Genomic DNA, 20,995 nt, shown 5'->3' with positions numbered 1-20,995 from the left:
ATAGATGTTAACTCGTATTTCTAGCTTCCATAATTACCAGTCGGTGCAAAATGATCTGCGCCGTCAGGAAAATAAAGTACACCATAATCAGGCCCAACTGGCGTCGGGTAAGCAACTCACCAAACCGAGTGATGATCCGCTAGCGACTCACTATATTCAAAGCATTGGCCAACAAGAAGAGCAACTAAAACAGTACCTTGATGCGATAGTGTTAGTGCGTAATCGCCTAGAGAATCAAGAAGTTGTGATTGCGAATGCGGAGCAATTTACCGATGAATCAAAACGCATTTCGATGGAAATGATCAACGGTGCTTTTTCTCCGGAAGATCGAGCGGCGAAAAAGCGCGAGCTAGAAGAAATTGCCGATAACTTTTTGGCCTTAGTAAACACCCAAGATGAATCGGGAAACTACGTGTTTGCGGGCACAAAACCAAAGAGTCAGCCATTTTTTCGTGACTATGATGGCAGTGTGCAATACACCGGTGACGATTATCAGCGCAAGATGAAGATTGCTAGCAACATTGAGTTGGGGATTAACTATCCTGGCAACCATCTTTTCACCCAAGTTCCAAACCCATTTGGTGATTTTGAACCGCAGTATGACTTGAAAGATGGTTCTGAACTGCTGCTTTCCCAGGCATTGAGCCGCTCACGCGACGAATCTAACTACAAGATTACGTTTGTTGATATGAGTAATGGCAAGTTTGGCTACCAGTTGGAGAAAAACGGCAGTATCGTGCAAGTGGACGATTACTCTCCGGTTGTGGGCATCTTATATGAAGGTGTCAACATTCAGCTGAAAGGTCAGGTCACTGCGGGCGACAGTCTGACTCTTGAGCCAAGAAAGGCATTTAGTATTTTTGACTCGTTTAAAGAAACCATGAAATGGTCAGAGAGTTCGGTATCAGATGCATCTGCAACGGCAAAACTGCATCAAATGACAGAAGAGTTTCGCGCTGCGTTTGTTCATATGAACAAGGTGAGAACGGATATCGGTGCCAAGCTAAGTACGCTCGATATCCAGGAACAAAACCACGAAGATTTTAACTTATCTCTGGCGAAAGCGAAGAGCAATTTTGAGGACTTGGATTATTCCAAAGCGGTCATTGAGTTCAGTGAGAATTCACGTGCGCTCCAAGCCTCACAACAAGCTTTTGGTAAAACGAAAGACTTAACCCTGTTTAATTACATCTAACGTTAGCGATCATCTCTCAGTCGCATGAACTCCGCCCCTTATGTGCCAAGCCTTAAGTGCAAGAGCTTCGATTGAAGCGCGACAGAAGATGGACCTACGGCATGTTTTTACCGAAAGCGGCAATGTATAGGTGGCAAAGTGAGCGGCAATGGTTAAACAGTGAACGAAGAGTTATTCATCACGGAAAATAAACACGGCTAAACCTCTCAAGATGCATGCAATATTCTGTTTATTCACTGGTTTTATTGTTTTGCGGTTTTGAATTTTCAAGTTGGCACACTAATTGCTCTGATGATGTCAGAGCAGGTTTACGAGATTCTAAACCCTACCTTGGGGCAGATTTAGTAAGTAATTTATACGGTCAGTGCCTTTCCAAATGAGAGTAAAGCTGGCCGCTTCGCATGAGCTTGCGAACTCAAAAGGAGAGCAAAATGGCTGTAACAGTTAGTACCAACGTCTCCGCGATGACCGCGCAGCGTTATTTGAACAAGGCGACCAACGAACTTAATACCTCGATGGAACGTCTATCTTCAGGTCATAAGATCAACAGTGCAAAAGACGATGCGGCAGGTCTTCAGATCTCGAACCGACTAACGGCGCAGTCTCGTGGTCTTGACGTAGCGATGCGTAACGCGAACGATGGTATCTCGATTGCCCAGACTGCCGAAGGTGCAATGAACGAGGCCACGTCGGTGATGCAGCGTATGCGTGACCTAGCTTTACAGTCATCAAACGGTACTAACTCACCAGCAGAGCGTCAGGCGATTAATGAAGAATCGATGGCGTTAATTGATGAGCTAAACCGTATTGCTGAAACGACGTCATTCGGTGGTCGCCGTCTGCTTAATGGTTCATTCGGCGAAGCAGCATTCCAAATCGGCTCTAACTCAGGTGAAGCCATGATCATGGGATTGACCAGTATTCGTGCTGATGATGAACGTATGGGCGGCATGACGTTCTTGTCTGAAAATGGTAAAGGCAAAGATTGGGGCGTTGATCCAACCAAAGCAGATTTGAAAATTATCCTTCCTGGGTTGGGTGAAGATGAAGATGGCAATGTTGATGATCTAGAAATCAGTATTAACGCAAAAGCTGGCGATGATATTGAAGAACTGGCAACGTACATCAATGGCCAATCTGATATGATTAACGCATCGGTGAGTGAAGACGGTAAGCTACAAGTTTTTGTTGCTCACCCGAACGTGCAAGGCGCTATTTCCATCTCTGGTGGTCTTGCATCTGAGCTAGGTTTGAGTGATGAAGGCGTTGCAACAGCGGTACAAGATATCGATATGACGACCGTCCAAGGTTCTCAGAATGCGGTTGCCGTTTTGGATTCTGCCCTGAAGTATGTTGATTCTCAACGTGCAGATTTAGGTGCGAAGCAAAACCGTTTGAGCCACAGCATCAACAACTTGGCGAACATTCAAGAGAACGTTGAAGCGTCGAACAGCCGAATTAAAGACACGGACTTTGCGAAAGAAACCACGCAAATGACCAAAGCGCAAATTTTGCAACAGGCAGGTACTTCGATTCTTGCTCAAGCAAAACAATTGCCAAACTCTGCGATGACGTTATTGCAGTAGTTTACCTAGCCCGCATGTTCGCTATTCAGACGTGGATGCAAATGCAGGTTATTGGCAAGCAACCTTACCAAAACGAAATGAGCGGCTCTCTCATCTCTCACCTGCCAATCATTTTTCGTGTAGGGTTGCACCCGGTGTGCTGGAAATGTGTTTATTTCTCTTGATCTCCACATTGGCTCTGGCTACCAACCCAGCCCCAGTTCTCTCAAAGGATAGGGGCTTCCTCCTTACCTATTGATATTAAATGGATTATTTGAACTCCCCAAAATCTCCCCAAAACTCCTCCCCAAAACTCTATTATTTATTCGTTATTTTTGAATGCCCATTCAGTATGAATTGTACATGAGCAACTTAGATGCTGTTTCTGTCTTTTGGAGCAGTAATAAACTTGTATGAGTCCAAACGATCGTCTTCATAGCGCTCCGTCATGTCGGACGATTTGTGACCGAGTAAAGTTTGAATATCATATCCAGCTTCTTTGTATGTACGTGCTGAAAAGGAACGTATTTCGTGAAGGCTTATGTTTTTATCAGCAATCTCTGGACATGAGCGTTTGACGGCAAGAAAACGCCGTGTGATAGCATCGGCTGAGCAGGGCTTACCTACATGGCCTTTGCGGTTCATGTGGAGCATGTACTGTGAGGCAATGTTTGTCTCTCTACATTGCTTTATAATATCGCCCAGTGATTCCCCTAAGAAGGGGTTAGTGAGTGTCAGTGGAAATGCCAGCTTCACTTTGCCATTCGATTTACTTAACTCTACGAATAGATGACTCTCTTTCACATCTTTAAACTTAAGTTTACGCAGGTCGGCACCTCGCAAGCCGGTCGTAATGGCAAGTTTAAAAAGCATTTGATTGAGATGATCGCTATGGTATTTATTGCTGCTTATCATTAAGGTCATGTCTTCCTTAGTGATACGCTCACGGAAAACGGTAGGCTTGATTGGGCGAGTTATTTGAGCTGGATTAAAGCCGGTATCTACTTCTCCGGCTCGTTGTGCTTCATTGAACATATCAATCCACGTAGAACGTAGCTTTTCAGCAAAACTTTTCTTACCTTCGGATTTAAGTTCATCCAATACGCATGCAATATCTTTCACCGATAGCTCTTTAAGCCCAGTAGTACCAAATCGTTTGGCAAAGATATTGGCGCGATAAGCATTATTCTCGTAGGTAGCCTGTTTGATTTCATTATCATCAAGGCGAATCTTTTGAAGCTTAATGTACTGTTGAGCCCACGCCTTTGCACTGATACCGGTAATTTTTACCATACCGGTGTCACGTTCCAAGATGCGACGTAATTGGTCTAGCTTACGTTCAGCAAAAATTTGGTTTGCTTTGGTTGCTGCAGCAAACGCTGCATCTCTGTCAGAGCCTAATCCCTGAAACTTACCGGATTCAGGGTTTTTGTACGTGTAATAGGTTTTACCGTTGCGCTTGTCAGTCTTCTGATAAAGATTCTCAACATTATCTTTGTATTTGCGAGGTCTAGCTGCCATTGCTGAAAATCCTATTCAATAGCGGATCATCATTTGCGCTTTCGGGTGGCATGTCGTTTAGCCCGATGAATTCTGCATCACGACGACACATATATTTGCGACCAAACCTAACGGGTAAAGGGTATATTTGCTTGGTTTTTCTGTATTGAGACAGTGTAGTTGGGCTGGGTACATACCCAAACTTGAGCGTGCACCATTCCTGCAAGGTTATATATTCTGAATGGTTTGTTTTATCTTCCATAATTTTTTGTCCTTTTTAGCTAGTTTAAATACGTGTGATTCATAATGATTCTCTTTGATTTATTATGAATCATTATGAATTATTGTCAATATCTGTTAGAAATATAAGCTTATGATGAATCATGGTGATTCATGCCTGGCTTATGGTGATATTTTGAGTAAGACCCCTTCGTTCCCACTTCGAATTCCTGCAGAAACAAGGCAGTATTTAGAGGAGCAAGCGCGCGCGAATGATCGTTCGTTACAAAAGGAAATGTTGAGCCGTATTGATTTGACGGTATGGATGGATACGACTTTTCAAAATCATAAATTTGGGCATTCCGCGGCAGCAGAAAGAATTTCCAATATGATGGAAGAGAATTTAGAGATCCAAAAGCTTCGTGCAGAAAACATCTTGCTGAAGCATGAGTTAAACCAACATAAGGCTTTGATTGAGAAACTCGTAGAGCGTTTTGAGAAAGGAAATCAAAGTAAAGAGTTGAATGAAGCGTATCGCCAAGCATGTGAGCTGAAGGAAACTCTAGAAAAAATGACGTTGAATGTGCCTTCAGAGGAATGATTCTAGCTGAATATAGTTGGTTCTGAAATGAACGAAAAGTTGTTCTAAACCACAATGAGTTCCGTTTAGTTGGAATGCGGACACTTTGATGTGATTTGTATAAAACTGCTATTTCATTAACCGATCAAAGGCTTGTGTATAGATAGCGACAAATCCAACAATGTATATGTAGTCCTCTGTCATTGCATGATCCCTAGGCTAATGTTGGTAGTAGTAACCTAACTCCGTAGTTAGTTCATTGTCATGTGCTGCGAGTTATTTAAATACTTTTAATGTGGCCGCGGGATTTACCACGGATTACCCTGCATGACCTCCTGCTTAAAGGTGTGCGTAAAGACGCTTCAATGTGGCCGCGGCATTTACCACGGATTACCCTGTACACAACAAGTAGCCAAGAGTCAGCGAAGAAAGCTTCAATGTGGCCGCGGCATTTACCACGGATTACCTATTCGACAAGCAGCATGAGGACCTAGAGTTTATCGAGCTTCAATGTGGCCGCGGCATTTACCACGGATTACCCTTGAAGAAGTGCAGAACCGAGGCGGCATCATCCTAGCTTCAATGTGGCCGCGGCATTTACCACGGATTACCCCGTGATGTGACGAGTCATGGCACTTTGAGTCAGGTGCTTCAATGTGGCCGCGGCATTTACCACGGATTACCGCCCGACACTGACCGACTTACTGACCGACGTCCTTGGCTTCAATGTGGCCGCGGCATTTACCACGGATTACCCTATTTGCGAATCTGGAACCGCGCCTAAGCAAGCTCGCTTCAATGTGGCCGCGGCATTTACCACGGATTACCAGGTAGCCAACTTGGGTATGGTTTCGTTTTCGACCCGCTTCAATGTGGCCGCGGCATTTACCACGGATTACCAGGATCTGGCGTCGTTAATTATGCGCCTCAGGTTATTGCTTCAATGTGGCCGCGGCATTTACCACGGATTACCCCTGGCTGTGCTTGGCATCGAATGCGCCGTTGTTACAGGGCTTCAATGTGGCCGCGGCATTTACCACGGATTACCCCACGGACCGCTCGATGATCCGCACATTCACAGCAGGCTTCAATGTGGCCGCGGCATTTACCACGGATTACCACCTACCAAAGAGCAAAGAGTGGTGCATATTGTGAGCTTCAATGTGGCCGCGGCATTTACCACGGATTACCCCCCTCATAACTTAAAGCCTTGATGAATCGGGCTTAGCAGGGCTCTGTGCGAGATCTCTTATTGTAGTACATATTTTTACAGTGAGTTTACTCATGATTCTTTTATATTTTGACTGTAACGTTCAGGTTTGTATGGGCATTTGTAATTTCGAGAGCTTCTAGCTTATTGCTAATTACATAGCCGCTCGCAGATATTCGGCAGTTGCTTATATGATAACAGCCTCTTTTGTTACTGGCTCGAATGTTCTGCCCAAAGATGTTACGTTTGACTTTTTATCATTTGCTACACCAAGGTTGAAAATAAGAACGTGATCATCTTTCTGGACTATTTCAGTATTTAGTTCATGAGTTAGGCGCTGATGGCGTCTTGCACTTAATCTACACTGAAATACGGAAAGTTGTACCCACTCTCCATAGCCTTCTAATAGACGAAAAACTCGACGTAATCTTTTAGAGTCGCTGATATCATAGGTTACCAAGTAAAGGTGTTCTTTATTCATAATTGTCCTCCTGAATATAATTATCGCGTTGTAAAGCACTGATAGTGCTCTATCTCACCACTTAGATATCGCCCTAATAAACGAGCTTCTAGTTCTAGTAATTTCCGGTAAGTTAATTTATAACCAAAATAAGGATGGGTGATTTGCTGGTTTAGCCTACGCTCTATAGTTTTTAGAAAGGCTTTACGCCCCTTAATCGTAAGTCCGCATTGGTCGCCATGGTACACAAAGCTAGACTCATCAACTTCACAGTTATTTATAGCAGTGATCACAGCTGAATCTGCAAGCAGAGGCCTGAATGGTTCCATCATATCAAGTGCTAGTGCTGGCTTTCCTGCTCTTGGCTGGTGCATAAAACCAACATAGGGATCAAACCCAACGGATTGTAATGTTGAAGTCCATGTGCGGGTAAGGATACTGTAAGCGAACGAGAGCAATGCATTAACTGGATCTCGAGGAGGCCGTCGGTTGCGTTTTTTAAAATCAAAACCCAAACTTTGATTTTCAGGAGTGATCATGTGGTTGAATAACTCAAAATAGAGCTTCGCTGCTTGCCCTTCAATGCCAAAGAGTGTGTTTAAGCATGAAACGTGAGTTGCTTGTTCGGCCAAAGCACGTAAATTTTTTAAGGTGTCACTAATAGTGCAATCGGAGTGTTGGTTTCGACGTAGCAGAGTACGGCTATTGAGTATCTTTGCTTTGATGAGTGAGTGAGCAATATATAATGACTTCTGATCATCAAAAGCTGTACGAAATTGGTGTATGCGTAAGTAAACATTTTTTTGGGCTAAGCCCTGAGCTGTCCCGTAAAACCAGCCAGCTTGAGTATGCCAAGACACTGGTATGCCTTTACGCATTAAAGTCTGAAGTGTCGGTGTTGTTAAGTGTATATTGCCATATAAGGCAAGGTGCTCTATCTCGTCTAGACGAATCTTATATTTATCTTGGTTCGCCTCAATTTCTAAAACATCTCCACTTTTCTTTATATTCCCAAAGGGAGCTTGTATATGTACAGGTATTTTTTCTTCAGTATGAACGACGATTGGACGAGGTGATTTCTCTAGTTTACGGAACCAATTGACCTCATCTGGCAAGCAAATAGAAACCAGTGAGCAGCGAGGGCATTTAGGACTATCTTCCAGTGGGGCCGGGGGCGCTTTAAGGCTGATTAAACGACGAATTTCATTAATTACTTTTAAAGTTAATTGCTCTAACTCATGATTGAACTCAACACGTACACGCTCTTTTGAAGCTACAAAGTAAATATAACCCGCATCAACTTTAAAGCCATGTTTGCGAAGTAGAAGTCCTTGTGCGCACAATTGGACCCTTTCAGGATCATAGACTCCTGATTGGACATGAGGACGCTTGCCCTTTTTGTAATCAACGGGGGTTACGTGTTTTCCCTCACCTTCAATTAAGTCGAGCTTTGCGATTATTCCGTAATCTTCATCACTTAAGACTAATGCTCTGGCGTGTATGACTTCTGAGGTAGGGGCAGAATCATCTGTATTTGGCAGTGTTCCTGACGTTTTGTCAACGCGACGATGTGCGTGATGACCCGCCTCGGTATCTTGATTATCTGACCACTCTGCCTGTATCCACACTAGGTATGCAAGCCTAGGGCAATATACATACTCATTTAGCATCCGAACAGGTATTAATTCTAATGCATCATTCTCCACAGCTTTCCCTCACCTTGTATTAACAATTGACCGACGGCAAAAAGAACCCCAACTGTCCGTTCTTTGAAATCAATGATTTGTATTTTGTTCCCTCCCATTTGGTTGTCTGTGCTTTTATGACGGAATACAGCCCATCAATATCGAGTGGTACGCCCCATGTGACCCATGTATATTCCCGTAGTTGTGTCGGGTTAGGGCAAGTTATCGGAAGTGACTCTGCAGCTAGCCACTGACCTGCTAGGTTTGTTTGGTGCTCAGCCGAGTCCGGAGCTTTATTTCCAGGCAGCGTTGCTGCTTGCTTCGTAGCTGCCGGATCCCAGCCTAAACTGACAAAGTCATCAGTGTTTTTCCAAGGTTGGAATAAGTCACGCTCAATGAGTTTTTTGTTGGTAGCTATGGACATTTTTTCAATGACACTAAAAAAATTCACTTTTCCAGAGCTGAAATCTAGATGAATTTTCCCTTTATCATTCACTGGTAGGCTTTTAATCTCATTGATAATACCTTTATCTTTCTGACGATGATTGTCTATAGTATTGACCAGTTGAGTCCTATCTATTCCGTGTATTACCGGGGTGACACGATCCCATGACATAAGAGGCTTCAGGTTATTATTAGCAAGGATACGCATGACACCAACAGCGGCCATCCAGCCTTGTGGTGAGTCGGCTTTAAGCCCTTCTAATCTAAGCATCGCCAATCTCCTGTTCTTTTCTGCTTTGCTCCCAGTCTGCTAGGCGTACAAGGGCTTCTTTGTATGCTAATCCCCAAATCCCATATTGTTCATTTAGTTGTTTTGTCATTTCAGCCCAATGCATGCCTTGCAATTTTTCCCATTGCTTCAGGTCACCACTGATCGGTAAAATCGTCCGAGCATAACCATGATGAGTGGCGATCAGGTAGCGTCTTAAATTGCTGACATCTTCCGACTGTTCTGCAGCAGATTTAAGTTCATGTCGCCATCCTTTCGGAAGTCCACAAAATCTCTTAGCTTGTTTTCTTATCGACGGTTCTTGATGTGCAGGTTTAGCGATAGGAGCATCAAGGCTAGTAGCCCCAAACAATATTTGGCACCTGGGATCAGCTTTGCCATCATCATGATGTAAGGCTGCAGCAATGATGTCTGGATCTCCATGACTCAAACGATTGGCTACATTTGCAACATTTGCTTGGTGTTCATTAAGAACAACAGAGTTCTGTCTTTGTGAACTCTTATATTTGTTACGAACAATAAGTCCCGCGGGGTACGACTCGAAAATAGGGGTATCGATGTCATATTTAGAAATGAGTTCATCTGCGTCGTCAGTGTTATACACACCAATTAAACGTTTTTTGTAGGTGTACTCGTTTCCAATATCCGTGACAGTATCAAGCGATTCAGGATCCCATCCCCATTGGCTATATCCACCATATGAACATGGAACCACGATCTCGGCTCCAGGGCGAATGTGAGTGGCTTGGATCCTTTGGTTATTAGCAATGACCTCCCGACCTTTGAGCCATTGTTTGCAGTCATTTAGACTGCACGGCATACTTTCCGCGATTACGGGGGGAACGGCTTGGACTATTTTTGCCCAATCCGTTTTATTATCCTCGGTTAGGTCTTCACGCCATATAATTGAAACAGTGGCTTGGTTTTCTCTTTCTCCGTGTAAGAAAGGGTGAATGTCTACTTCAATTCGAGGGAGAGTCTGTCTGAGTTGACGCAAAATATCGTCGCTCAATGGAAGGGGACTGCTTAACTCCCTCATTGGCGGAGGATTATTAGTGATTGCGGATTGAATTGCTAAAACCCCAAAATCAACTGCTTTATTACGTCCTTTTCCTGTTTGGGATTTAGTTAACCAAGACCACGTTTTTTTTAGTAACTGTTTACCATATACATAACACTCATGCTCTGGGAGAAGATCTTTGTGAACGATAACCGAAAATGTTTCTCCGAGTTCTCCTAGACGATCCTGACGACCAAAGCGCTGCCGTAGAGAGTCGATAGGAGCTGATTGTGTGACAATGGCATCAAAATCAAGGTCTGCTCCTATTTCTATAGTTTGTGTTGCTACCACAAAAATTGGTTCACGTGTTTCTGTTGTTCGACTACCTACAGAAATGATAGAGATAGCTTGGGCAAGTATTTCACTACGCTCTTTTTCTCGAACTCGTCCAGTCAGCAGCACTTTTTCCTCTTTTTTTAGCTGCTTAAACACTAGCCGAGCATCTTTGGTTGTATTACAAATAATTCCAACCACTTGAGCCCCAGCATCTCTTAAGCTTTTAGCTTCACCAACCATAGTTTTAATGAAGTCTGCTTCACTAACCTTGAAGAGTTTTGCGAGTTTTTGTGCGCAAAGCCTTTTATTTAGCAAAGGATTTTTAGTGTCTTCGTTTGTAAGTCCAAATGTATTATTTAAATCTTGTCCTAATGCTGGTGTTGCAGTCATTGCCGTAAGCCAGAATAACGTCGTTTCCTTGAGTCTTCGTGCTTTAATCTCATATAGCGTATGTAGGAAGGGGGTCGAAATATGTGCTTCATCAAGCACAATGTAGACGTCATTACCCACAAGAGCTGCATGTATTGGAGCGACTTTGGATGTAACTCCATATCCTCGGAACAGCATTCGAGACCCGAGTTGATCTACGGTACAGACAATGATTGTTGGCCTATCTGGAGCCATCAGCCAAGCATTACTCTCAGTTTTACTATTTTGATTTTGTCCTCCTCTCAGACGATGAACCATAATGGCGTTAGTTCTACAAAGTTCTGCGGCATAATCGCTTGTGCTATCAACTAAAAGGCGACGATCGATAACATAAATGAGGCGAGTAGGGACACTAAGCCCCATCTCGGTAGCCCATACCCAAACTGCTATCACTGTGGTTTTACCGACAGCTGTTGGTAAAATGCATGATGGCGGAGGGGTACCGTTTTTTACACTCTCAGCTAGTTTAATCTGCCATGGGAACGGGGAATAGTCATGGCGTTGCTTGTACCATTCTGGGAAGGGAATAAATTCTTGAGAAATCATAATTCTTCCATTTAGCTTAAAATAGGGCGACATAAACCAGAGCCAAAATAACGTTCAGCGCCAATCAGAATCGGACCTTGAACAGGTTGATCCCATTCAATAATTGCATGGGTAAGCAAACGGCGACCATTACGCGTTTTGTATTTGAAAGTAGGAATGGCTCCGTTGAAAAAGGAGTGGGTATTGCACTCAATCTTGGAAGGGGCAGGTAGACCCAAATTCAAAATACTATTAGTTATTACGGTTTCAATTGGCGTATGTTTCTTGGGCCAACGATCCAACGCAATTGGTGTTGCAGTTGCCCATCGTTTAGATTCAGCGCTCCATGTTTCAAAACGTAGTGATTTAAGATCAGAACTGTCTGCTTCAAGCTTCTGGCCATCTAACCGGCATTTCGTTAATGCTCTCCACAGCATGGATACGCTTCGAGCATCGATTCCCTTAGGTATCCAGCACCCTAGTCCGAGAATTTCACCGTGCGCATATTTGTTGCCAACATTTGGTATAGCATTCCATGCAACGTGAAGATGGTTGATATTTTCATCCTCTTTATGACCGCTGATAATCGAAGGAATGTCGATTTCGATAATCGACATGACGATGCGTCTAATCTGTTCACACCAAAACGTTGAGTGTACGCCATTAAGTTGAGTTGGCGGTCTGAGTACGATTAAATCTTCCCAAGGATGGTTTGGTGACATTGATTGAATGCTTTGATACGGAACGTATTGTGCCTGTGGGCTTCGTTGACCTGCGTTATATGCACGTTTTAATTCCTCCAATCTTCCTGCATAAGGGCAGCGCAAATTCATTTTGCTACTCTTAAATGCGCCATTTAATGGTGTCAAATTGGGATTGATTGTGTTTGCGTCAACGACGGACGCAATAACCATGCTGGATGCTCGACCCAAGTGTGTAATTTCGCCGACGATTGCTGTTAAATTGGGAATAAGTTCTGTTTCGACATTACGCCAGATGTAATAAACAGTCGGTTTTTCAGGTAAAACAGTGGGGCTATATTGAGCGGCTCCTTTATGATATCCGGAAGATCTTCTAAAGTTTTCTGGCACATATCGTAAAGGCGCCTTATCACAAACCGCATCCGAAGCCAGAATGTCAGGTTGAGATTCTAGGGCTGCAAGTACAGACATATCCTGTTCAGTTTCAGCGGCAGTAGCGACGCAGGCTTGGAAAAAACGATCTGGATGCGGTGGCCATTCGCCATTTTGAGGTGTGTTCATGGCTGATAGCTTTGGCAATACCTGAAACTCGATTTTGATTGCTAGATCCTGTCTCATAATTTGGCTCCGCGATTAGCCAGATTTTCGAGTTTTTCGTTTGCTGTTAACTTCACCGGTTTTTCAGAAAATACCAGCCCCTTTTCTTTGGCTATCTCAATTGCAGATTCGAGAGCATCGGTTGAACTACTTAGCTCAATGGCTTCTTTGGTACCGTCTGCGTAAATTAATTCACATTGTCTTGACTCAGTGTACAGATCGCACCCGGAACGGAGATCTAGAGAGTCTAATACACGGGAAATACCCAGCTTTGCGACTTCAACTAATACATTGACAGCCGCTTGGTTTCTTTCGGGTGTTATATCTCCGTTCTCGTCGGGGAATTGGTAGCGATTTAAACGAGTAACAGAGATATGCCCGTTGAAGTTTATTTGTTCTACAAACACACCTTTTGATGATGAAGCGGGAATATCTCCATGACCAAGTTCAGAGGGTTTTTTAGCATGCTTATCGTCCTGATTTTCTGCTAAAGAGAGTGCGCCATCAATGAGGTAATATTTTTCTGCATTTCTAGGTATTAATAGGGGATCGATACGTTGAGCTTTGTGATTTCCAGCGGTTCCTGGGCCTGCCCATATCTCACACGCAACCGCTCGGGCTAGTTTTACACCCTGTACAGCATCACCACCGTGTGAGTCCCATCCGCCAAGTAATATGGTGCTTGGTGCATATTTGTATAATGCGGTTGCATCCTTTTTGTCGCTTGATAGTAATTCTTGCCCTATTTCACTTTCACGCCAAGGAGTGCCTTCGAGGTTCGAGTCGCGAAGAATTGCATCATAGATCCTGTGAGGTAGTTCCATTGCTGAGAGCTCTGTGCCATTTACATCTGTGGTTATATTCGGGAGCATCTCTAGGTTATAAAGCTCTGCTTCTATGCGATTGGCAAATGAACCGACGCTATCAACTTCCACAAGTAGAAACTCTCCTGTGCTCTTGTTATATCCAGTGAAGTTGTGATTAGACGGCCCACCTGAATTAGAGTTTGCGTATGTTGAAGGGTAGATATGACTAGAACCATTTACTGGCTTAAGCGTAGCCTCAACACGTATACCAATTAAATTTTTCATAGGATTTTCCTAATTACTTAGTAGTAAAAATGTCAATATAATTATTAGTACAGAAAACTAGGTTTTGCGTAGTTTTTTAACTTATAAACAAGGCAGCCGAGCCACAGAGGCCCGGATTTAAACTTACTATGTACTGAGAAAGTGAGAAAAGCCTATGCTTTAATGTAGCCGAGGTTGATACTCGGTAGGGGAAGGTCAATTAAGCTTAGATGATTAATGTGTTATATAGCAATTAATCATCAATATATTGATGTTTTACATCATCAATTTTAACACCTTGTGAATTAATAGCCTATAAACGTGGTTCTCTATCACCTCAGTGAGGGGGGTATTTTGGGAACTGATATCGTTAACAGGCAGTACTCTGTGATAGGTTAGGGGATGTAATACGGATATGCGTCTATCAAGTAAGTAGTTATTATTAATAAAGTTATTACACTTATACGTGTTTCATGGCATCGCGTATGGCGCCATCTTTAAAGCTTTGGGCTACAACCGTCTAATCCGTGGCTACATTAAAGGGAGTGTCGGTATTTGGTGAACGCAATGAAATGGTTCGAACAAGTTGTGTTCTGACACAGAGCTAAGTCCAAGAAGAGGAAAAAACCGTCAAGAAGATTGGGTTAACTCCAATGCAGGTTAATGAAGTTTGAGTTTTGGGTAAGCGTTAGGTAAGCCTTCTGTTTACAAAGACTACAGAAATATCGATTAGAATGTAAGTTAGTGCTCACTCACTAATTTGTTTAAACTTTAGTTTTTTGAGATTCTATAGTGGGAATCGAAACCGCATCATCCGATAGGTTAGATTAGTCGCAATTAAATGATGGACCCACGCAACGACAAAATGATGCTTGGAAAAGAGATGTCTGTCTAGCGCTTTGATAAACGGCATCTTTTCCCGAATTTCAAGTCATTTCAAATGCTCTCTGTAACGCAATGTAAAGCACTACTTTGCATTTCTGTGTAGATATCTCATCTTTTTCATTTAAATGCACTTAAAATGCGATACAGTGCGAATTAGAGCTCTTCTATGTGTTTGCTTTTGCTGTTAGACTTCAAATTCATCATAAATCTTTCAATAAGCCTTCTGGTATAAGGCAAAACTGTGCGTCACACACAATGTGTCGGGAATCGATCCCCCTTATAGAAACCGCACTCAGAATACGGAACAAATGTACGCTAAACCTCGAACATGGTTCTTATCGGTAACGCCTCCACTTCAGCACTTTGCATGCTGGTGTCACTGACCGAGTGGAAGAAAGCATTCCGGAGGTTGCAAGGGGGGCGTGAGGCGTTTGATGGGGTGATGCCTGAGAGAATACCCTCATATCGCTGTGTTCGATGTTCCGTTTGCTTGCTAAGTATAAGGGTGTTCCGAGATGAGTCAGACTCATTAGCCATTGCCTAAACCAAAGCTCGTTTTTTCTAGGACTCCTGTTTATCAAAGACTCTCCAAGCCTAGACCTGTAAAACGCTAACTTTCCTTCGCGTATTCTCGTTTAACCGAGGCATGTTGCTTGGCAAGTTCAATTTGAAGCGCTTCGCGTTCTTCCAATCCCCGGAAGGCATAGTTACGCCCTTTTTTTCCAATCGGTGTGCCTAGGGACTTAGATAGGTAATCTGCTGCACGCATACAAACAGGAAGAACACGGTGTATCATTTTGACTTTCTTACCGAAGTACTCGACTTCCTTAACGTAAGTGTTGAGCCAATATTCAGCGTTAGGGTCAACTTTATCTTGAGGGATGGGGCCAAACTGCTCTTCATCGATTTGTACTGATACCAAGTCCGAATCCGAATCCGAATCCGAGTATGGCCACTTGCTTACCCACGTTGTTGCTACGTCCACATAGGTATGTTTGTGTAACCGGCGACGGAACAGCGTCTTTTTAACCGCCTCTTGTTCACTCTCACTGAGTACCATCAATATGTGAACATGAAGACGCTTGAATGTTTCCCCGTTGATCACAAGAGACGAGTTAGAGCACTCTTCGAGAACCGAAATGGCATCTTTATTGATGCCTTTCTTGTCTAAAACACGCAACCACTCGGATACTCTTTCTGCCATTGTTGTTTTTTTGAGTCATCAGCATCGAGCTGACGGAGTTTTATGTTTGTTTCATCGTTGAAAGTGGCGGTGATGAGGCAAATCTTTTTGCGTAAAGCATTTGCTTGTTCTGCAAGAAGCCTGAAGGCAACGGAAAGCTTGTCATGATGGTAGTAACTAGCGCTTCCAAAAACATCTGGTATCTCGTGGAGTAGTTCACCTTTATTAGGCTTTCTTATAGCGGTGTATATTAGGTTTTTTAGGAGTACTGGCTCGGTACCAAAAGTTGTTATATGGCGCAAGCGCGAAGCTCAGAGGCTGTCTAACTTCAGGGTGAATTGTGGGCTCTGAACATTCATCGTCAAAATGCAGAAAACTTCCCCGTTTTTCGGGAGTGGTTTTTGTCATGGTAAATCCTTTACGTTCATTCTTCTTTGCAGCGTCCTGCTGCAATCGTCATTGTTAAAAAAACCATCAATACCGGCTTGATGATTAGATTACCATTCATGATTACACAATAGCTTTTTAGCGTGCAAGAGAGGGATTGAGTGATGTGCGTGAACTTGAATATAGCAAATTCGTATGCTTTTGACTTTACTCACATGCACACATTGAGATGATGTTCAAATCCGTATGCATTAGACTTTGTTTTCTTGAATGCATACGCTAGTGTTATCAATATCTGGAATTTAAAGCACACACGGAGAGGCACATGGTTGACATCGCTTACATCCGAGTCAGTAGCGTAGGACAGAACACCGAACGCCAACTTGCTCACTGCGGCATTGAGTTTGATAAGGTGTTTGAAGACAAAGCCAGTGGCAGTAGCACCCATCGTCCTGAGTTGGCGAAGTTAATGGAGTACATTCGGGAAGGCGATATGATACATGTTCATTCCATTGACCGTTTGGCTCGTTCCTTAGATGACCTGAGACGTTTAATTTCGAATTGGAATCGCAAGGGGATCACGGTTCGCTTCCACAAAGAGGGACTGACGTTTACTTCCGACGACAACTCGCCAATGGCAGAGCTGATGCTCAACATGCTAGGTGCGGTGGCGCAGTTTGAGCGTGCCATCATTCGAGAGCGTCAAGCCGAGGGAATTGCGAAAGCGATAGAGAAAGGCAAGTACAAGGGCAGAAAGCCGAACCTGGAGCGAGAGAAGCAAATTCGTGAACTTCGGAAGCAAGGGTTTTCCATTCGTAAGATAGCGGCAGAGTTAGGATGCAATCCGTCGACGGTACAGAGGGCGTTACAACCTAAGGCGTAAAAAGTGATTCCTTGTATACAATTACGTTGAGGCAATATAAACACGCACACCATATCAAACAAAGTGCACACTATATTTAAAAGATGAATCAAGATAATGGTGTATGAAGAACATGGATAAACATCAAGACTACATTGATCCTTCCCAAGCGGCTGGCCTTGCCAATCGCGCCATCCGAGAAGTGAGCTACCTAACTGAAAGACAGCGTAATACCAAATCACAACAAAAGATCAGACGTTTGCAAGAAAAGTTCTGTTATGGCATGAGTCGGCGAAAAATGGATCGCCATTTTCAAAGCTACACTGAGGAGTTAGCCAAAGCGGGAGCATTCTTACCCATTGTTAACCCGGAAGAGTTTGGCATTGGTATCATTGCAGAGTTATTTATTCATCAAGCCCCTCATACTAATCTGAACCACCTCGGTATCATGCCAGGTTTTTTGCTTTACAGCGAAAAAGCCATGCTCAGCAAAGAATTATTCACCATTGCGCCAATGATTCACCTTGATTCACGGCACGTATTGCAACGTTATTTCGAACGAGAACAGCGTAAAAATGCCCTCGGTCTGTACTACCTCGTGATTCTGTCATTTACAGATATATTGTTTCGCGACGCGGAATGTTCCAAATTCATCGGTAATTCTTGCAGTGTGGCGTTGTACAACGGTGGAATGTTACTAGGTGAGTTAATCATGTTAGATGAAAAGCGACAGTGTTTTCGCGCAAAAACCTACTTATGTCGCCATCAAGTGCGTGATCACAACCTGACCCATTGCCTCAATCCTGCTGCACTTTCGGCCATTGCCGAACAAGAAATTCCGGCTATGATGAATCAATTCGATCAAGGAAAGGCGGCTCAACCAGAGATATGGTTTACTGTACTGGGAGAAGACAATCCTCACTGCATGAACCAGTGACCTAACTAGATTTCGGCATACTAAGCGAGGAGTATAGTGTGCTGACAGTGCCAGAAAGAACTCAGAGTTGTTCATTTCCATGCGCGAGGTTGGAATGATCTCTTAGAAAACTAAACTGATCGTTGTGATCATTTAAAAAATAACGATCTTTCCTGCTCGCATAGCTTTCCAGAAAACAATAAAAATCACTACCCATAATTTACACAAACTCATTGGTGATGCGCTTTTCCATCGCTTCACGCGATCTTTTTGGCAGCAACGCCTTTTTCAATGCCGCGTTTCTTCATGTGACGTTGCACGGTCATTTTATGAATGCCGAAGTCGTCGGCAATTTGCTGCAAAGTGTAGTCGCCAGATTCGAACATCGCTTCCGCACGAATCCAATCTCGACTGGTCATTTTTTTCTTGTCCATGAGTGTCAATCCTCGAAAAAAAATAGCGGGAAACAAGGAAGGAAATTCCCGCGATTTTTGCTGTTGATTGACTCTAATTTCCGAGTGGTTTCCTGTATAAAATTTAACCAGTTTTTTGTACAAAATCTAACCAATTTACTGTACAAAATTTAACCAGTTGAGGGGGTGTTTTTTTAGATTCTAATCGAACACTGTTCTATCATAAAAAACAACGATTTATTTGGCATGTCATCACTTTTGAGTCCTTTACTATATATAACACCTGAAAACATTTAATAAAATATTTTAAATAATATGGAAATTCAAAAAGTGATGACGTCCTGTCAAAAGTCAGAAAAACACGGTTTTAGAGTCACGATTTTTACCTTCAAAATTCTCGCTCGGAAATCAAAGTTTCTTGACCGGAATGATGTTGCTCTCTCGGTCATCAAATTTGCGTCGGAACGTTTCAACTTTTCATTTTTGGTTCAAGCGCGTGATAACCCAGTTCTGTCATGCGGAATGTAATTCGACTTCTTCCGCGTCGGATGCTTCGATCGGCTTTTTCAATCACGCCGTAATTTTCAATCATTCTGCGGATAGTGAATTGCATCGCTTGTTTCGACACCTCGTAATCCACACGCTCGATGATTTGGTCTAAATCGACCAGCAAAAATTTGCGTTGTATTCGGTTATGTCGATACGGTTGAGAGTGATGTCGCTCATTCATCCTCCTGAATGGGCTTAGAAGCGCCGTAGAAGAACTGAATCACCACACTTAATACCGTGCCAAGGATAAAGCCCAAAATCGTGTCAGCGAAGCGCTGAGAGCCTTCTGGAATTTCAAGGAACGTGATCGCTCCGATGTAGGCAAACGCAAATGCGGTAATGAGCCACGCGTAGCGGTAGATAAACTCGCGTGCATGAGGCGATTTGGTGTGGATTTCTCTGGTGTGCTTAACGTCTTCCAGATACAGCGCATTAAACTCAGGCGTTTTTGCATTAATGGCTTTCACAAACGCGTGTTCGAGGTGGGGATCGGACGTCAGCTTCTCGACCAGTTTCTCCATTCAAAGGTGATCGCTGGCGCGAATACCCGTGACCGTCTGCGCCACGTCGAGCACCGCTTTGGCAGCGTATTCGGCTTTGTCGCCTGCGATCCATTTTGCCACTTGCGGCGCAAACGCGCTTAAGTCACTGACGATCACAGGCAGGGTGAATAAAGTCATAAATCTCTCCATTTCGCCCTGTGCGTCATTCTGACGCGTCCTTGAGTGATGCGTGCGTGTTTCAGTGTCTGAACAAGTTCCGATGCCTCTGCGTGCTTCTGAACACGTTTTAGAGCATGTTTCCGCTCATCTTCTTACTCGTCATCTGATTGTTCGTCGTTTTCTGCATCGGAATGGAAAATGTGGTCGAGAATGGTGCACGCAATAAACCCTTGCGTATACGCGGCAGTTTCTTGCTCTTGCTGATTGATGTGACAACCCGCGCCACAAAGAATGTTGATCGTCGCATGAAGCGATTCGTGCCAAATCATCGAATCTAACTGTTCATCCAGTCCCGAATCGATCCAAATCAGTTGAAACGCGCCGTCATTAGCCATCATCGAAATGCAAAAACCACCGATACCGTCGGGGACGCGAAGGGTGTTTAGCCACTCCTGCTTATCGTCAAACAAATCCTCAGTGTGCGTTTCAAGTTCTTCCTTAGTACCAAAAAAACAACAGCACTATCACGTTGACATCAAGAAACTGAAACAACATGCTCGGCGTTAAGCACAGCGCCTCCATGGGGCATAAACGCAAAATATTTAACGTTTTTGAAATAGAAAAACAATTCACGCGATGAAAACGTAAAACAGGATAGGTTACAAAGCTCAATTAGGTAGGCGCAGTGATAGAACTTTCAACGCTACTCAAGCTATTCAGAGATCTTACTTCTCTGGAGGTACTGCTACCGCCAACTTTTCTAGAAGATCCTTAAGCTCACAAACTTGTCGATAGGCTTCATCAAGATCTTTACTTTGATCATCTTCCTCAAAATGCCTTATTAGTTTATCTGTCAAAGCCTTATTTTCGTTTAACTGACACTTTAGCAAGGTGTTTGCTGCACGGAGTCTTTGGATCTCCAAATTTTCTTCTATCATCTTGGCAATTCGCTCGACTCCCGCAGAATAGCCGAATTTTCGTTTTTGAAAAGTAGAATCCATCCACACAGTTAAATCAATTCGGCTCAAAATTTCTTTCTGCAACGAACGCTCATTCTCATGTGCTTGTTCTTCTAGATACTGTCTTGTTTCCGCAGGGATGCGAATTGGAAATGAAGGAGTCTTACTCAAAATATCACCATAAATCAACCAAAAACCAGCGATGTATCACTACGTTTCATAATAGGTACGACTTCTAACAGATCTTGACAAAAAAACAAAATGAATCGCAATAAATTGCAGTGAATCAGGCGAAATTACATTGATTTGAACCAAGAAAACGGATTTGGAAGGTCAAAACACTGTGGAAGATAAAGCAAATCAACCAGAATACA

Annotated in this window: 20 protein-coding genes and 1 CRISPR repeat array; of the genes, 5 read left to right on the top strand and 15 right to left on the bottom strand. The window is 43.3% G+C overall.

Annotation, left to right across the window (positions count from 1 at the left end):
- The first annotated feature begins 4 nt into the window (after window positions 1-4).
- Both flgL and AK966_RS05760 read left to right on the top strand, forming a co-directional pair.
- Window positions 5-1,195 (top strand): flagellar hook-associated protein FlgL, encoded by a 1,191-nt coding sequence (flgL, locus tag AK966_RS05765; RefSeq protein ID WP_119463708.1) that lies wholly within the window; start codon window positions 5-7, stop codon window positions 1,193-1,195.
- A 431-nt stretch (window positions 1,196-1,626) separates the two neighbouring features.
- A complete protein-coding gene (locus AK966_RS05760; protein WP_119463707.1) occupies window positions 1,627-2,781 on the top strand; it encodes a flagellin in 1,155 nt (384 codons plus the stop codon).
- Between the two features lie 351 nt (window positions 2,782-3,132).
- Here AK966_RS05760 and AK966_RS05755 read toward each other — a convergent pair whose 3' ends face one another.
- A complete protein-coding gene (locus tag AK966_RS05755) occupies window positions 3,133-4,281 on the bottom strand; it encodes a phage integrase Arm DNA-binding domain-containing protein (RefSeq protein WP_119463706.1) in 1,149 nt (382 codons plus the stop codon).
- Window positions 4,271-4,522, bottom strand: a complete 252-nt coding sequence (locus AK966_RS20420; protein WP_119463705.1) for an excisionase — start codon at window positions 4,520-4,522, stop codon at window positions 4,271-4,273. Before AK966_RS20420 ends, AK966_RS05755 begins: the two co-directional genes overlap by 11 nt.
- 153 nt (window positions 4,523-4,675) lie before the next feature.
- On the opposite strand from AK966_RS20420, the gene AK966_RS05745 reads away from it, so the two are divergent.
- The gene (locus AK966_RS05745) at window positions 4,676-5,080 is read left to right on the top strand and encodes an Arc family DNA-binding protein (protein WP_182852593.1); all 405 of its coding nucleotides are present in this window, start codon (window positions 4,676-4,678) and stop codon (window positions 5,078-5,080) included.
- Window positions 5,081-5,346: 266 nt separating this feature from the next.
- A CRISPR array of direct repeats spans window positions 5,347-6,250; the repeat unit is 36 nt; unit sequence GCTTCAATGTGGCCGCGGCATTTACCACGGATTACC.
- A gap of 206 nt (window positions 6,251-6,456) precedes the next feature.
- On the opposite strand, the gene cas2 is transcribed toward AK966_RS05745, so the two are convergent.
- From cas2 to AK966_RS05710, 7 genes are all read right to left on the bottom strand, one after another.
- Window positions 6,457-6,750, bottom strand: coding sequence for a CRISPR-associated endonuclease Cas2 (gene cas2, locus AK966_RS05740; RefSeq protein ID WP_119463703.1), 294 nt, complete (start codon window positions 6,748-6,750; stop codon window positions 6,457-6,459).
- 20 nt (window positions 6,751-6,770) lie between these two features.
- A complete protein-coding gene (gene cas1, locus AK966_RS05735) occupies window positions 6,771-8,435 on the bottom strand; it encodes a CRISPR-associated endonuclease Cas1 (protein ID WP_220473342.1) in 1,665 nt (554 codons plus the stop codon).
- Between the two features lie 19 nt (window positions 8,436-8,454).
- A complete protein-coding gene (locus AK966_RS05730; protein WP_119463702.1) occupies window positions 8,455-9,129 on the bottom strand; it encodes a hypothetical protein in 675 nt (224 codons plus the stop codon).
- Entirely contained in the window at window positions 9,122-11,458 is a 2,337-nt protein-coding gene (gene cas3u, locus AK966_RS05725; protein ID WP_182852591.1) for a type I-U CRISPR-associated helicase/endonuclease Cas3, read from the bottom strand. Before cas3u ends, AK966_RS05730 begins: the two co-directional genes overlap by 8 nt.
- 11 nt (window positions 11,459-11,469) lie before the next feature.
- Entirely contained in the window at window positions 11,470-12,756 is a 1,287-nt protein-coding gene (gene csb2, locus AK966_RS05720) for a type I-U CRISPR-associated protein Csb2 (protein WP_119463700.1), read from the bottom strand.
- A complete protein-coding gene (cas7u, locus tag AK966_RS05715; protein ID WP_119463699.1) occupies window positions 12,753-13,826 on the bottom strand; it encodes a type I-U CRISPR-associated RAMP protein Csb1/Cas7u in 1,074 nt (357 codons plus the stop codon). Before cas7u ends, csb2 begins: the two co-directional genes overlap by 4 nt.
- A gap of 1,474 nt (window positions 13,827-15,300) precedes the next feature.
- Complete coding sequence (locus AK966_RS05710; protein ID WP_147422372.1) at window positions 15,301-15,894, bottom strand: hypothetical protein; 594 nt, start codon at window positions 15,892-15,894, stop codon at window positions 15,301-15,303.
- A 691-nt stretch (window positions 15,895-16,585) separates the two neighbouring features.
- Between AK966_RS05710 and AK966_RS05700 the strand changes: the two genes are divergently transcribed.
- Window positions 16,586-17,143, top strand: coding sequence for a recombinase family protein (locus AK966_RS05700; protein ID WP_119463696.1), 558 nt, complete (start codon window positions 16,586-16,588; stop codon window positions 17,141-17,143).
- A 112-nt stretch (window positions 17,144-17,255) separates the two neighbouring features.
- Window positions 17,256-18,059 carry a hypothetical protein gene (locus AK966_RS05695; protein ID WP_119463695.1) on the top strand — a complete coding sequence of 268 codons (804 nt, stop codon included), beginning with the start codon at window positions 17,256-17,258 and terminating at the stop codon, window positions 18,057-18,059.
- 236 nt (window positions 18,060-18,295) lie between these two features.
- Here the strand turns inward: AK966_RS05695 and AK966_RS19895 are convergent, their stop codons facing one another.
- The 6 genes from AK966_RS19895 to AK966_RS05675 all read right to left on the bottom strand — a co-directional run bounded on the left by AK966_RS19895 (window position 18,296) and on the right by AK966_RS05675 (window position 20,792).
- Window positions 18,296-18,472: a hypothetical protein gene (locus AK966_RS19895; RefSeq protein ID WP_182852589.1), complete on the bottom strand. Its 177-nt coding sequence runs from the start codon at window positions 18,470-18,472 to the stop codon at window positions 18,296-18,298.
- Window positions 18,473-18,920: 448 nt separating this feature from the next.
- On the bottom strand, window positions 18,921-19,181 hold the full coding sequence (locus tag AK966_RS05690) for a hypothetical protein (RefSeq protein WP_119463694.1): 261 nt from the start codon (window positions 19,179-19,181) through the stop codon (window positions 18,921-18,923).
- Entirely contained in the window at window positions 19,174-19,521 is a 348-nt protein-coding gene (locus AK966_RS05685; protein WP_119463693.1) for a hypothetical protein, read from the bottom strand. Before AK966_RS05685 ends, AK966_RS05690 begins: the two co-directional genes overlap by 8 nt.
- The gene (locus AK966_RS19890; protein WP_182852587.1) at window positions 19,522-19,680 is read right to left on the bottom strand and encodes a hypothetical protein; all 159 of its coding nucleotides are present in this window, start codon (window positions 19,678-19,680) and stop codon (window positions 19,522-19,524) included. It abuts the gene before it with no gap.
- 134 nt (window positions 19,681-19,814) lie between these two features.
- Entirely contained in the window at window positions 19,815-20,132 is a 318-nt protein-coding gene (locus AK966_RS05680; RefSeq protein ID WP_119463692.1) for a hypothetical protein, read from the bottom strand.
- A 255-nt stretch (window positions 20,133-20,387) separates the two neighbouring features.
- Window positions 20,388-20,792, bottom strand: a complete 405-nt coding sequence (locus tag AK966_RS05675) for an Arc family DNA-binding protein (RefSeq protein WP_182852585.1) — start codon at window positions 20,790-20,792, stop codon at window positions 20,388-20,390.
- Window positions 20,793-20,995: the final 203 nt, after the last annotated feature.

This window comes from Vibrio sp. PID23_8 (assembly GCF_003584965.1).
GTDB lineage: Bacteria > Pseudomonadota > Gammaproteobacteria > Enterobacterales > Vibrionaceae > Vibrio.
The sequence above is the reverse complement of the archived record's forward strand: the minus strand, read 5'-3'. Positions and strand labels throughout refer to the sequence as shown.